Source organism: Paenibacillus sp. EKM10P (genome assembly GCF_011800655.1).
GTDB lineage: Bacteria > Bacillota > Bacilli > Paenibacillales > Paenibacillaceae > Paenibacillus > Paenibacillus polymyxa.
Genome location: NZ_JAALET010000010.1, coordinates 161,043 through 175,847 on the forward strand (window position 1 = coordinate 161,043; position 14,805 = coordinate 175,847).

Annotated in this window: 11 protein-coding genes; 8 read left to right on the forward strand and 3 right to left on the reverse strand. The window is 43.3% G+C overall.

All coding sequences use genetic code 11. The annotated features are described in order from the left end of the window. Positions 1–107: 107 nt before the first annotated feature. The gene (locus HFE01_RS20445) at positions 108–536 is read left to right on the forward strand and encodes a MarR family winged helix-turn-helix transcriptional regulator (protein WP_017427986.1); all 429 of its coding nucleotides are present in this window, start codon (positions 108–110) and stop codon (positions 534–536) included. Between the two features lie 68 nt (positions 537–604). Here HFE01_RS20445 and HFE01_RS20450 read toward each other — a convergent pair whose 3' ends face one another. Beyond that, a complete protein-coding gene (locus tag HFE01_RS20450) occupies positions 605–1,579 on the reverse strand; it encodes a bile acid:sodium symporter family protein (protein WP_025363946.1) in 975 nt (324 codons plus the stop codon). Positions 1,580–1,663: 84 nt separating this feature from the next. Continuing rightward, positions 1,664–2,545, reverse strand: coding sequence for an AraC family transcriptional regulator (locus tag HFE01_RS20455; RefSeq protein WP_107734825.1), 882 nt, complete (start codon positions 2,543–2,545; stop codon positions 1,664–1,666). A gap of 249 nt (positions 2,546–2,794) precedes the next feature. Here HFE01_RS20455 and HFE01_RS20460 point away from each other — a divergent pair, with 249 nt between their 5' ends. Together HFE01_RS20460 and HFE01_RS20465 are read left to right on the forward strand one after the other, a co-directional pair. Next, the gene (locus HFE01_RS20460; protein ID WP_107734832.1) at positions 2,795–4,081 is read left to right on the forward strand and encodes a cellulase-like family protein; all 1,287 of its coding nucleotides are present in this window, start codon (positions 2,795–2,797) and stop codon (positions 4,079–4,081) included. 78 nt (positions 4,082–4,159) lie between these two features. Beyond that, positions 4,160–6,517 (forward strand): beta-galactosidase, encoded by a 2,358-nt coding sequence (locus tag HFE01_RS20465; RefSeq protein ID WP_167438612.1) that lies wholly within the window; start codon positions 4,160–4,162, stop codon positions 6,515–6,517. A gap of 117 nt (positions 6,518–6,634) precedes the next feature. On the opposite strand, the gene HFE01_RS20470 is transcribed toward HFE01_RS20465, so the two are convergent. Then, a complete protein-coding gene (locus tag HFE01_RS20470; RefSeq protein ID WP_107734827.1) occupies positions 6,635–7,618 on the reverse strand; it encodes a glycoside hydrolase family 5 protein in 984 nt (327 codons plus the stop codon). A 491-nt stretch (positions 7,619–8,109) separates the two neighbouring features. Here HFE01_RS20470 and HFE01_RS20475 point away from each other — a divergent pair, with 491 nt between their 5' ends. The 5 genes from HFE01_RS20475 (at position 8,110) to HFE01_RS20495 (ending at position 14,242) form a co-directional block, all read left to right on the forward strand. Next, positions 8,110–8,673 carry a 5' nucleotidase, NT5C type gene (locus HFE01_RS20475; RefSeq protein WP_107734828.1) on the forward strand — a complete coding sequence of 188 codons (564 nt, stop codon included), beginning with the start codon at positions 8,110–8,112 and terminating at the stop codon, positions 8,671–8,673. A 125-nt stretch (positions 8,674–8,798) separates the two neighbouring features. After that, entirely contained in the window at positions 8,799–9,593 is a 795-nt protein-coding gene (locus tag HFE01_RS20480) for a Nif3-like dinuclear metal center hexameric protein (protein ID WP_107734829.1), read from the forward strand. Positions 9,594–9,672: 79 nt separating this feature from the next. After that, a complete protein-coding gene (locus tag HFE01_RS20485) occupies positions 9,673–12,015 on the forward strand; it encodes a glycoside hydrolase family 2 TIM barrel-domain containing protein (protein ID WP_167438611.1) in 2,343 nt (780 codons plus the stop codon). Between the two features lie 156 nt (positions 12,016–12,171). Next, complete coding sequence (locus HFE01_RS20490) at positions 12,172–12,837, forward strand: ArsR/SmtB family transcription factor (RefSeq protein WP_013369284.1); 666 nt, start codon at positions 12,172–12,174, stop codon at positions 12,835–12,837. A gap of 121 nt (positions 12,838–12,958) precedes the next feature. Continuing rightward, the gene (locus tag HFE01_RS20495) at positions 12,959–14,242 is read left to right on the forward strand and encodes an MFS transporter (RefSeq protein WP_117290146.1); all 1,284 of its coding nucleotides are present in this window, start codon (positions 12,959–12,961) and stop codon (positions 14,240–14,242) included. The last annotated feature ends 563 nt before the right edge of the window (positions 14,243–14,805 follow it).

The following is a 14,805-nucleotide window of genomic DNA, read 5'->3' on the forward strand; positions in this document are numbered from 1 at the left end:
TGGGTATATGCCTGACCTTCTTTCAGTAAAGAATGACTTTTATACAAGCCCCCTATACAATATAGGGGGCTATTACTTCATTTGAGAAAGCAGGTTAAAGAGTATTAATGAAAGAACAAAATATATTTACGCTGATTCATGCTATGGACCAGGTTACCAATAACCTATTAATTAAGTGGAATAAAATGTTTAATGAGAATCTAGGGGTATCACATATCCTTATTCTTTCGTACTTAAATAATTACGGAAAGTGCCGTCCTTCTGATCTGGCCAGGTTATTGGGGCTAACTCCTCCGACATTAACCCATCTATCTGGAAAGCTTGTAAAAAAGGAGTTGGCTGTACGAGTGGCGGATGAGGAGGACCGGCGGATTGTGTACCTGCAAATAACTGACGCTGGTGTCGGAATGCTAAATAAAGCGCAGGAAGACGGACGACAGCTTAGAAGAGAACTATTTGAAAACCTAACTGAGGAAGAACGAGAGGCCTTGTTGTCTGTTTATGAAAAACTAAATAAGGTCATGAGTGAGGATTGATACAGGTAATCATAAAAAAGCCGCCATGTTGGCGGCTTCTTTTTATTAATAATGTAATCGCTCCGACTTTAGGAAGCAGAGAGCGTACTGCGCTTATTCTTAGCGTTGGCGCGGTCGCGGCGGCTCAGCAGAAATCCGACCAGAGATGCTGTGGATTGCTGAAAAATCATTCCGAGTACAACGGGCAGTGCTACGGGAGCCGGGAAGTAGGTGATGGCTAGCACAGCCCCCGCGCTAATATTGCGCATGCCGCCGTTGAAGACCAGCGCCGTTCGGTCTGCATTATTCCACCGCATCAGCCATGATATGAGGTAACCAATCGCATATCCAGTGGAGGCAAGGATAATGATGGAGAGGCATACTCCGACAAGCTTGAGATTAAAATCAACCAGATAAGGCGCGATGACAGATCCGTTAATCATGACGACCAGAGCCATAGCTAGCTTGGAGAACGGGCCCAGCCGAGGCCCCCATACCTGCTTAATCTTTCCTTTGGTCCATTCGTTCAGCACCATGCCAATTAATGAAGGAACGACAATCATCCAGAACAGGCTTTGCATCATTGCCCAGGTGTCGAGCTGGACATTCGCTCCGATCAGCAGGGACATAATGCCGGGCACAGCGAACGGGGCCAAAATTGTATCGATTAGAATGATCGCCAATGTAAGGGCTGTATTGCCTTTGTAGATATTAACCCAGACGAAGCTGGAAATGCCAGTAGGGATAGCTGCACCAAGAATCAGTCCAGTAATCGTATAAGGATCGTCACTGAAAGCCAGATGCCCAAGCAGCATGGCCAGAAGCGGCATGGCTAGGTGAAGAATAAACAGACAGGCGATCAGCGGACCCGGATGCTTGATTACATGGATAAAATCCTTGAATCCCATGCTGATGCTGCCCGCGAAGGTCATGAAGGCAAATAGCCAGGGAGAAAGCTCAGTATATTGGGACAACGGCGTACCAATCAGGACGCCGATTAGAATGCTGATAGGTGTGATTAGCGGCATAGCTGAATTGAGTCTACGATTCAACGTTAGGAGCATACAAAACTTCCTTTTTTGTACTTAAGTATAGACCTTGCCCCTTGATCCGTAAATGATCCGTGTAGGGGGAAGATCATCTATGGATCAGCCCTTTAAATTATTTCGGTACGCCAGAGGAGAGCAGCCCATTATTTTTTTGAATAGCCTGGAGAAGTAATAAGGGTCCCTAAAACCGAGTTGTATGCTAATTTCTTTAATAGAAGCATTCGTTAAATCCAAAAGCTGACGGGCTCTTTGAATTTTCATTCTTAAATAGTAATCGACAGGGGAATACCCGGTTGATTGCTTGAATATTAGGTTTAAATGCTGCTTGGATACCTGAACATGCTGGCTAAGCTCATCAAGCGAAACGGTGGATTCCAATTGTTCGCCCATATAACGTATGGCCTTATCGACATGGCTCTGGTACGTGCTGTCTTCCTTGCGAGCTGCAACGGATACAACAAAACTCAGCAGATAGCGGATGGTTTGCGATACTTGAACTAAATGTATCATGGAGTATGATTTGTTCAGTAAAAGGTCGTAACACTGATGAAATAGCTCCAGCAGTTTGATTTCATCACTGGCAGCCAGCGAAATATACATTTTAAACGGCTCAAACAAATCCATAAAATCATCCATTTGATCCCCTTTAAGATGAAACCAGTAAATTGTCCATGGATCTTCATCGTCAGCCCCATAAGCATGCGGCATGTCCCTAGGAATGTACGCAAAGCTTCGCTCTTTCAGGACAATGGTTAGGTTATCCTTGGTTCGTATCCAGCCCTTTCCACTCGCACAGTAAATGAATATATGAGAGTCGCAGCCATTTGTTCTTTCACGAAAATGATGACGGGCATGGCTAAAGCAGCCTATATCCGTAATATATAAATCTTTCGTAAGCGGATTCATTTTTAATTTTTTCAGCATATAGGGAGGAAGGACATATACCTTTTTACGTTCAAAATCATCGGCTTTCTTAGTCATAATCTATTTATCTCCCAGCCGTAGGCGGCTCTAATGATGAAATACGTATATAGTCCATCATAAACAGTGGATTGTCAATTGTCTGTGATACCGCTTACTTGTAAGCTTTGATATAAGAGCGATTATGAGGGAGTGATGAATTGAAAATGAAGGTAACCGGTCAGATTGAACAGGCTGTAGAAGGTCTGCGGAAGGCTTGTAGATTAAGGAGCATTGAACCCTATGAACTGGGACTGGGAGGGAAATCACATTAGTAATCTGATGAGAAATGTACCGCGTAAATTGACGATCACGATGTGGGACTTCTCTTGGTATACCATGACACAGGAGAGGGAGCCCTACAGCGACCTGGCAGCTCGTTTTCAGGAAGCGGTCGAAAGAGGCTACAATACGATCCGAATATGCGCTATGCCCTTTATGTTGTTTACGGTGGATGGCAAACGCCCAGGTCCATTGGAGTTTGCGAGTCTTGGAAAAGTGGGCCAGCGTACGCGCTGGTATAACTGTCGCGGCGGTGCAGTGCTGGATGGGCATGCTCATTTGCTCGAACTGTTTAGACAGGCAAAGGCTCATAATTGTTACATTATATTATCCTCTTGGGAATATCAGCAGAGTCCGACCTTCCTGGCCCATGCTGAGCTTAGAGATGAATTAGCTGCGATCCCACCTAAGGAAAGATTCATGACGATTGCAAAATCAATGGATCAGTTGATTCGTTTTGTTACAGCAGCAGGCTATAGGGATCAGATTATCTATACAGAGTTACATAACGAAGTGGAGTTTGGGCAGTTAAACGCTGTCGGAACGTCTGAAGGCATAGCGGAAACAAACATACCAGCGCTTATTGAAGCAATGCAGCCCTACGTAGAAGAAGCGATTGAATATCTTCGCCAAAGCCATCCAGATATTATGATGACAGCCAGCTATACGTTAAATGAAGCCTACCCCAAAGCTTACGTCGCGCGCAATATGCAGGTGGCCCATTTTCATCTTTATATTAAAGGGGTGCTGAATGAGCTGATGGAAACGGCGGGGCTTGATGATGAGTTGGCGCCATTCCCCAATCCATTTGTCCAATCTCTATTGAGGGAAGATGCTCCTCCATTTGCAGAGTGGGACCTGCCCCCAGAGCAGAAATGGCGGATGGAGGGCAATCCCGTTGGGATGAGGCTTATTTATTTACACGACTGGGTAGATCCGGATCAATGGGATTTATTTTTGTACGATCGGTACGGAGATCATAAAATGGCCATGTTGCAGAAGGCCGACTCCCGATTGGAGGAGATTCATGAGTGGACCCGTCGTTCCGGTATTCCAATTGTCATAGGAGAAGGTTATGTAGGCTATACGCCCCTGCATGCCCAATTTGAAGAAGGTCCGGTCGGTAAATATATAGCTGAATATGTGTTGCGAAAAGGAATGGCACTGGGGTTCTGGGGAATGACCCTCTGCTCCAACTGTGCTCCGCATCATCCGTTCTGGAATGATATAGCCTGGCAGCGCAAGTGGAACCAATTTATCCTAAATTCAGATTAGAGGTTCCTTCCTAGACAATCTATTATCTCTGAGATAGCTGGCGTCATTCAATATGAACGATTGAGGGGAGTGAACTTTATGAGAAACTATCGAATTATGGTCCAAGATGATCATAAGCATATTGTGAAAGGCCAACTCAGACTTGGCGGCATCAATCCAAAGGGAGAACAAATCGGATTCACCAACTATTTTATGGAGAAGGATGGAGAGCCTTTTTTCGGGATTTGTGGTGAATTCCATTATGCACGCTATGATGAACGCTGTTGGGAAGACGAAATTATTAAAGTAAAAATGGGTGGCGTCAATATCATTGCGACTTATGTTTTTTGGAATCTACATGAAGAAGTTGAAGGTGTTTTTAATTGGAGTGGGAACAAAAACCTCCGCTATTTTATTGAGTTATGTGGCAAATATCAGCTCTATGTCATTATCCGAATCGGACCCTTCAATCATGGCGAAATCCGAAACGGCGGTATACCGGATTGGCTATTTGGCCGCCCATTTGAGGTTCGTTCTAATGATGAGGGATATTTGTTTTATACGAGAAGAATGTATAACGAAATCGGTATTCAGGTTCAAGGGCTGTTATATAAGGAGGGTGGGCCGATCATCGGCACCCAAATCGAAAATGAGCATCATCATTCCTCTGCTCAGTGGGGATTGACTGTAGGAATTAATGATATGTGGTTAAACTCTGGGAGTGACGGTAATTCGCATATGTTAAAACTTAAAGAAATAGCTCTGGAAGCGGGGATTGATACTCCGATCTATACATGCACAGGATGGGGAGGAGCGACAACGCCTGTTCCTGATATGCTGCCCTTATGGGGCGGATATGCCTACTGGCCGTGGATCTATTATGAAGAGGGACGGTTGGAGGGGAAGGATGAGCATCCTGCGACACCGGAATACATTTTCCGAGACAAGCATAATAACAAGATTCCGAAAAGCTACAATTTTGAGCCCCTATACGCCCCGGAAGACTATCCGTACGCTTGCTGCGAAATGGGTGGCGGTATGGTTCAGTTTTATAAATACCGGTTTGTCTTTCCCTATCGTAGTGTTCCAGCGATGACTGTCATGAAGGTTGCAGAAGGCTGTAACCTGATCGGATACTATATGTATCATGGGGGTTCCAATTCGCAAGGTAAGGTTAACCCGTTCACAAACGATATGGCTACACCTAAAATATCCTATGATTTCAATGCCATGATTGGAGAATTCGGTCAAATAAGGGAGTCATACCGAAGAACAAAGCTGCAGCATTATTTTCTTTCAACGTTTCAAAAGCAATTCTCTCTGTCGAAGACTATTCTGCCAGAGGACACGTCATCAATGGACCCTTATGATGTGGATACCTTACGATATGCGATTCGCTCCAGTGCCGGGGCGGGGTACCTGTTTCTAAATAATTTTCAGGACCATGTTGAAAATTACGACCTGTGCAATTTCAATGTAAGCATTGAGCTGCCTGAGGAAACGATTGTAATCCCTAGTCAAGGTGAACTGACATTAGGACGGGATAGCTTCGCTATTTTGCCTTTTAACCTCAATTTGGATGGAATAAAGCTCGAATATGCAACAGCCCAGCTGATAACAAGGCTAGAAGAGGATGGAGAAGTATATTATTTTTTCTTTGTACCAGACGGGATGAAAGGAACGTATGTATTGGAGTCAAAAGATATCATCCGTGCCACAATCGACAAAGGTTTGATAGAACAATTGGATGGGAATACGATCATTCGGGTTGCTGAAGAAGAAGAGAGTCTCATCCGTTTGGTATCTGAAAGTGGCCAAAAAGTCGCCATCTATACGATGACTGATGAACAAAGCTTGGAGTTTTGGAAGGTCAACCTGCAAGGTCGAGACAGAGTTATCCTGACAAGTGCCAATTTACTTGTATCCGGAGCTGAGGTGAAACTGGAATCAACAGATCAGGAGATTGTAACACTGAGTGTATTCCCGGATTTTGACGACTCAATCACATCCATATCCGGTGGAGAGTTGCTTGCAACAACAGAAAGTGAATTATTTACAACGTATCAGTTAAGAGTTCCTAAGAAGGAAATACACTTCCATCTGAAAAGGGTGAATCATGATAAATTCGTCCTTGATTTTGAAAAAAATGCCCTTGATGGGATCAAAGAGGCTCTGCTGCGTATCAATTATACGGGAGATATCGGTTATGCATTTATTGATGGCGAACTGATTCACGATAATTTCTGCAACTGTACGACCTGGGAAATAGGTTTGAAGTCATTTGAACATCGGCTTATCGAGCGAGGGATGTACGTATATATTTCTCCAATTCGAAAGGGCAAGGTTCTTAATAGCAATACGACCATGGCTGGCTGGAAAGAGACAACGGAGGAACGAATTGCGGACATTGGCACGGTCAGCATAGTGCCTGTGTATGAAATCCAAATCACTGTATAACCCAGAAAGTGTAAGATCAAGACGCTCAGCGAGTACTTTTAATACGAAGTGTAAAAATGTAATAGCTCATGGTGGTTCAGCCATGAGTCTATTACATTTATTTTCCTATAGCACTTTTTAGTAGATACCGGCTTTTTTCGATGTTTCTTTGATGCCGTTGGTTCCTTCTACCACGGTGCGGCCCCAATCGGTCAGATTGCCATTAGATCCTGTTACAAGATCAAGATAAGAAAGGTTGGAGCTATTGCCGTACCAGGACCAAGCTAACCAGCCAATACCTTTGGATTGGCCGTATCTCATGATTTCTGTTTCGTCGACGTCTGCTCCCTGGTGGTAACCGCCAAATTCACCAATAATCAGAGGGAGTCCTTGATTCAGAACGTTATCAATATTGGTTCGAACAGTTGGAACATCTTTACCAGCGAACTCATACATATGGATGGAGAATACCGTATTCTTCAAAGAATCAGCTGCAAATACAGATTTACCGAAATCATTGATAGATTGAGGATATTGTCCCCAACCAGCACAATCGACGATGAGCGTATTTTTGATACCTGCGTTTCTCAGCTTGGGAATCGCTTGCTTATACCCATCTGCCCAACCGCCTCCATTCCAGGAGCCATACCATTCGTTCGCAATGTTCACGATAACCCGATCTTCCTTGCCGATCAAGGCATCTTTTATACTAATCCAGTAATTCACAGCCGCATCCAAAGACGCATAATCGTCCTTACCCGTAGCGTCATGAACCTCAAGTACAGGAATCATTTTATAACTTGTGACTAGGGAGATAATATTTTTTACGGAATTTATGTCATCCTTGGTGTATTGGGTTCCGTTAGAAAGGACAATCCGGACTGTATTAGCACCTGTCTTGGCAATGGCTGGGATGGCAGTATAAAGATCGTTTTTGTACCAAGTGTGAGCATGATTGACGCCTCTCATAACGAACGGCTTGCCTGTAGAGTCATACAATTTGGTACCGCTTACATAAAACCCTGAAGCAGCTTGCGCCTTGGAGAAGAATCCCCCCAAACCAATCATGATAAGCAGACCAGCGAGTCCAGACAATAATGCTTTTCTTAACAATGCTTTCACTTTTATTCCTCCCTAAAATATATTATTCAACTTCCTGCTATGTAGAGGTGGAGTAGGTATGTCATTATGTAAATAGCAGTAAGCTAAACACGATATAAAGCGCTTTCATTTTTAAGATAGTTATTTTTCGTTATTCTATCATTTGCGTGTTTGTTATTCAATTGATTTTTTTAGTTTATTTTTGTTTTCGGAATATTTATGTACGAATTTCTTGCTGTAATAGTGTTTTCAAAGGTTTTATTATGATTATTCTCTCTGAAATGACATGTTTTCTTGTTTTTTTATTGATGAGTTAGCTAAAAACAATAAAATAAAAACTAACTTTTTATTATAATAGATTTGTTTTATATAAATTACCTAACAATATGTTTGGGGAGTTATCGGGAGTCATGTGAGCACCAATGATATAGTCTATGCCCAGCTTCACCCCAGTATTAAATTGTTGTATGATATTCTCGTAATACTTTTAACAGAATAGATAGGGGCAAGAGATGAGAAAACCAATCATAGCAGTCGATATGGACGATACGATCTGTCATCTCGTCAAACGGGCTATATACCATAACAATAGTGAATTTCCCACTCATCCGCTTCGTTATGAAGAAATGTTCGATTGGAATACCGATCATCTACGTCATCCGAAAAGCACACATGATGTATTTTATGGACGACCGGGTTTGTTTGAGGAACTTGAACTGTATGACGAGTATGTCGTAGAAGAAATGGAGAAGCTTTGCAATGCTTTTGATGTCATTATTGTGACAGCGGCAGAACCGAAAACCGTCGTGGAGAAATGGAATTGGCTTCAAAGGCATATGCCATTCATTCCGATCGAGAACTTTTTTCCATGTAAACGAAAGAATCTGATTAACTATGACCTCCTGATTGATGATGGTCCCCACAATTTGGTGCCTGCACTGGAGGAGGGGAAGAAGGTGCTTTGTATTCCTCATCCATGGAATTTGATAGCAAGAGAGCAATATGAGTTCCCGGTCATGGCATCTTGGCAAGGAGCCAAAGAACGAATCGACTCTATTTTGGGAGTTCTGAAGTAAAAAATAGATGCTTTTGCAAAACAGCTAGTTCCCTCGGAGCTGGCTGTTTTGCGAGAAATAATAGGCTCCATAATAGAATAAAATGGTACAATGGATGCATATTCTTCATGGGGAGGGACACGTGTATGACCATAACTATGGGGCAGATGGTAATTTATCTGACAAAGGGAATAGACACACCCAATACAAGCGTAGATTTGCTTGACCCAAAATTTAGAGATATTGAAATCCAAGGAATTGTAACCGCTTTCTGCGCGTCACAATATGTGATAGAGCAAGCTATTTCGCTTGGTGCAAATTTTATTATTACACATGAAGGTATGTATTATAGCCATCACGAGATGCAGGAATGTTTACTTCATGATCCCGTCTATTTGCACAAATCTCGTCTGGTCGCCGATTCAGGCGTAGGGATTTATCGTTTTCATGACACTATACATCGTTACCAACCGGATGGAGTGATGGTTGGACTTCTACAGGCGCTTGACTGGCACCCTTATGTTGTGAAACAGCAGCCTTCTTCCTCCATTTTGGCTATTCCGACTATGAAAGTTAAAGAGATTGCTGAATATATAAAAGCCAAACTTGATATTCGTTATGTACGAGTTGCTGGCGAGGTTTCCATGCCGTGTGAACGAGTGGGAATCCTAGTCGGATATAGGGGAGGTGGTGAACTAGCCATCCCATTATTTTTACATGAAAATGTGGACCTGATCATTGCTGGTGAAGGGCCCGAATGGGAAACACCAGAATATGTGAAGGACGCTGTTTATCAAGGGCAAAATAAAGCACTTATTATGCTGGGACATGCTGAAAGTGAAGCACCTGGTATGAAGCATCTTGCTGATACACTTTCCGTCCAATTTCCAATGCTCCCCGTCTTCTTTGTTGAGGATCGTCCCGTATTCCAAATATTGTAGGCGAGAACATACCTAATGATGATCATCCCGCACTGTTGTTTTTATCCGTTCATCTACTTTATGAAATGGAGGCAAGATAATGGGAAGCAGAGTGATTATGCCGTTCAGAACGGGCTGGAAATTTATAGAAGAGAATTACACGGGCGCTGAGAAGACAGACTATAACGATGGGCATTGGCAGGACCTTCATATCCCTCATGATTGGAGTATTGAAAAATCCTTTGATCCACATATGCTGTATGGCGGCAATCAAGCTTATTTGCCCAGGTGGTCTGTTGGGTGGTACAGAAAGCATTTTAATGTGAAGCCCTCCTCTCCAAAACAGCGCGTATACATACAATTCGATGGCATTCACAGTAATAGTGAGGTTTGGCTCAATGGGCATTTTGTGGGCAAGCGGCCCTATGGGTATGTTAGCTTTCAATATGATTTGACTCCATATATTCGGTGGGACGAGGATAACGTAATTGCCGTCAAAGTGGACAATACGCTTCTTCCGCCTGACAGATGGTATTCGGGGGCCGGTATTTATCGTAATGTGTGGCTGATTTATACGGATTATCTTCACGTAACCGAATGGGGAACTACTATTACCACACCTGAAATTTCGCCAGATGAAGCCAAGGTGAGTGCCAGAATCAAGGTCAGGAATCACCATGAGCATGCCGTAGAGTGTACGATTAAGACTGAAATACTAGATTCACAGGGACAACTAAAAGGAAAAATTGAAAACCGAGTAGCTCTTGCGGGCTTTGAAACAGAGGAAATTGAGCAGAAAACGAGAGTTATAGAGCCAGAGTTATGGTCACCGGACAACCCAGTGCTCTATGAAGCCCAAACGACGATCTATTGCGACAATACTGAGGTGGATCGTTATCGTATCCCTTTTGGCATAAGAGAAGTGATCCTCGATTCTCAAAAAGGATTATTGCTAAATGGAAGCAGCTTGAAGCTGAAGGGAGTGTGCATTCACCATGATTTAGGCTGCCTAGGGGCTGCTTACCATGATACAGCCATGAAGAGAAGGCTGGAGAAGCTGAAGGAAATGGGCTGCAACTCAATCCGTTTTGCGCATAATCCTATGGCGCCCGAATTATTAGACTTATGTGACCATATGGGTTTCTTGGTGGTGGACGAGGCTTTTGACAAATGGAAATCTCTTTCCTATGAGCATATATATGATGAATGGTGGGCAAAGGATCTGGAGGCCATGCTTGTTAGAGACAGAAATCATCCTAGTGTTTTTATGTGGAGCGTTGGTAATGAAGTGGAGAACCAAGGTCAACCGTCCATGCTAAACATGTTGGAGCAGCTCGTTGCCTTTTGCCATGAAAAAGATCCAACCCGGCCTGTTACCTGCGCGCTTGAGCCGCATAATACACCGATCAGCTTGCGTGATGGTTCGATTGAGGCCAAGGTGGAGCATACCAAGCTGCTGGCCCAACGAGTGGATGTACTGGGGCTGAACTATCAGGAGCAGTGGTACGAGCACTATAGAGCGGCCATGCCGGATACGCTTATCCTTGGAACAGAGACGTTCCCATATTATCGGGGTAAAGATAACCGGGTTAAAGGTTATTTGCCCCTGAATCCCTGGTTTGATGTCGCTAATCATGATTATGTGATTGGTCAATTTGTTTGGAGTGGAATCGACTATTTGGGAGAAACAAGCTACCCCTCCAAAGGGTGGTCCTCCGGCCTGATTGACACGTGTGGGTTTCGCAAACCTGTATCTTATCTCCAGCAAAGTCTTTGGTCTGATCAGCCAGTTGTGCACATAGCCGTATTTAATGAGCATATGAAATCGGAGTATAATCCGACTTGGACAATGCACTGGAAATCGCCAGCTATGGAAGATCATTGGACATTTCCAGAATACGCAGGAAAACTGATACGGTTGGTTACTTTTACCAACTGCGAGAGCGTAGAATTGATCGTGAACGAGGAATCATACGGTGAGAGAAAGTTGGCTGATTACCCTAATCATTTAATCCTATGGGAGCTCCCCTATACACCAGGCAAAATTCGGGCTATAGGCCGCAATGGGAATCAGCAGGTTTGTGAACATGAACTGACTACCGCCGAGCTTCCTTATGCTCTAAAAATGGAGGCTGATCGGGCGACTCTACCTGCTGATGGGCATGAGATATCTCATGTGGAAGTAACCGTTATCGATCAACACGGGATCGTTGTACCTAACCGGGATGTTGATTTGAGCTTTGAGCTGCATGGTGATGGCCGTATCCTTGGAATAGACAATGGGGATCTCACCAGTGATGAACCTTTCAAGGGAAAAGGAAGACGAACACACAGAGGAAGGTGTCTTGTAATAGTACAATCCGGGGATGTAGCTGGTGAACTGTTGCTACAAGCCTCAGCAGATGGGGAATTACAGGGAGAAATCAGCTTGAAAGTGGAATAAAGGAGAAAATGAATTTTTGCCAGCTCTTGCAGCTGGCTTTTTTTGCGTGAAAACTGAATATATTTCAGAATTGACATAAAAAAAAGGAAGATTTATAATTTCGTTATTAATATTAAAGTAATTAATTGAATAGTTTAGTGGATGGGGTGTTTAATAGTGAACGAACGAGATTTCAAAGATGGGCTTTTCACCGAATACGCACGGATCGGAAAATGCTTGTCCAGCCCGAAAAGGTTGGAAATTCTTGATATTCTCATACAAGGACCCAAATCAGTTGAAGTTCTTTCTAAAATGACTTCGATGTCCGTTGCCAATGTTTCTCAGCATCTACAAACTCTATATCAGGCTAAGTTGGTTCAATCCAAAAAGCAAGGAAACTTTGTCTATTATGAACTTTCTGACTCATCTGTTTTGCACTTTTTAAATTCATTGTATGACCTGTCTGAAAAGCAGTTAATTGAAGTTCAACACATTAAGGAGCAATTTTTGGGCCAATTCTCAGATGTTGAAGGAGTCACAATGGAAGAATTGGCAATGCGGATGGAAAAAGGGGAGGTCACACTTCTTGATGTACGGCCGCGAGATGAATATGAAACTGCTCATATACCGGGAGCTGTTTCCGTTCCAATTGAAGAATTAGCGGAGCAGTTATCTCTGTTGCCAGCCGACTCGAAGATTGTGGCTTATTGCAGAGGCCCGTATTGCTTAATGGCGGTTAGGGCTATTGAATTGTTGCAAGCTCATGGCTTCGAAGCTAGACATTTGGATAAGAGTGTTCACGATTGGAACGACTTTATTCTTAACGAAGTGACAGGATCATGAAGCTTGGAATGCTTTTCGTTCTGCAAATGTAGCTTGTCGAATGGGCCGATAAGACCGTCGCTTTTTGATGGAAAAAATAGATAACTGTTCTGTAGGGAATCAGGGGAGGATGTTAGCCTTAATGAAATTGACGAATGCTTCGCAGAAGAAGCAAGCGCTTATCAATTCCTATGTGGAATCTTCAGATAAGCAAAGAAAACTGTATCGTCGTACGCTTATCACCGTTATTTTCTCTCAAATTTTTGGAGGAGCTGGACTGGCTGCCGGAGTAACCGTTGGTGCGTTGTTGGCGCAAGATATGCTGGGTACGGATAAGTTCACGGGGATTCCTACAGCACTATTTACACTTGGATCAGCGGTTGCAGCACTCCTCGTCGGTCGGTTTTCCCAAAGATTCGGCCGACGAATGGGATTGGGACTTGGTTTTATCGCAGGGGGAGTTGGGGCGGTTGGTGTCGTTGTAGCAGCTCTTATGGACAGTATTACCCTGCTTTTAATCTCCCTTCTTGTTTATGGATCGGGAACGGCTACAAACTTGCAGGCTCGTTATGCCGGTACAGATCTCGCAAATTCAAAGCAGAGAGCAACAGCTGCGAGTATGGCTATGGTCTTTACAACGATCGGAGCGGTAGCCGGTCCCAACTTAGTTAACGTTACGGGAGAGTTTGCGTTATCCATTGGAGTTCCCAGTTTAGCGGGACCTTTTCTTTTAGCGGCTGTAGCCTATACATTAGCAGGCATAATATTATTGCTACTTCTTCATCCAGATCCTTTATTGGTAGCCAAAGCAGTTGCGAATCAGACAGCACAAGGAAGCCAGTCGAATTCTGATCCTGAGGCTACTCGTGATGGCAGAAAAGGAATTACTCTTGGCGCTTTAATCATGATAATAACTCAAATTGTCATGGTTGCGATTATGACGATGACTCCCGTACATATGAAGCACCATGGACATGGACTCGGCGAAGTAGGATTAGTCATCGGTTTTCATATTGGCGCTATGTATCTTCCGTCCCTGGTTACGGGTATTCTTGTCGATAAGATTGGTCGTATAGCGATGGCGATGGCTTCAGCTGTAACGCTACTTCTCGCTGGCGTAGTAGCTGCGCTGGCTCCTACTGATTCGATGGTTATGCTTATTGTGGCGCTTTCTCTTTTAGGGATAGGGTGGAATTTTGGACTGATTAGCGGAACCGCTTTGATTGTAGATTCGACAACAACATCTAATCAAGCTAAGGTACAGGGATCGGTGGACGTACTTATTGCTTTGGCAGGAGCTTCGGGAGGAGCACTGTCCGGGATGATTGTAGCAAATTCAAGCTATTCCATACTTTCTTATGCGGGAGGAATTCTGGCACTGGCATTACTTCCTATCATGTTATGGATGCGTCCAAAGAGAGCATAGACTAGCAAAAAACGACCATTTGGTCGTTTTTTTGTGTTTATCTAACTGTCAGGGGGAAGGAGCTTGCATGAAAATCGAATAGAGAAAGTCCTCATTTTCATAATTTGCACAGGCTTCTATCTTAAAACTACACAGTTTAATTGCCCTTTCTACTATTAATATATTTTTGTAGGAACGGTGAGGCGCTACTAGGAACAAGTGGTGCACAAGCTAGAGCAGGCAAAAGCATCTACCAAAACTAGATCGGGTCTGGCGATCTATCTAGATGCCCAAATACACCATAGCTATACACCGAAATGCTAACGTTGCATAATTTACCTGTGGTAATCAGTAAAGCAAAATGGTATATTGTTTGAGCTGACAACAAAACAGCCGTTTCAAAAAAAGAATAATTAGGGTGAAATGATTTTCATAAAAAAGAATAAAATAACCCTTGCATTTTTGAAATGAACATGATATGATCTTATAGCTGCTGAAAAACGCAGCGAAAAAGAATTTGATCTTTGAAAACTGAACAACGAGTGAGTACGGATTTTATTTATAAAATCCAATGCTGAAATTTT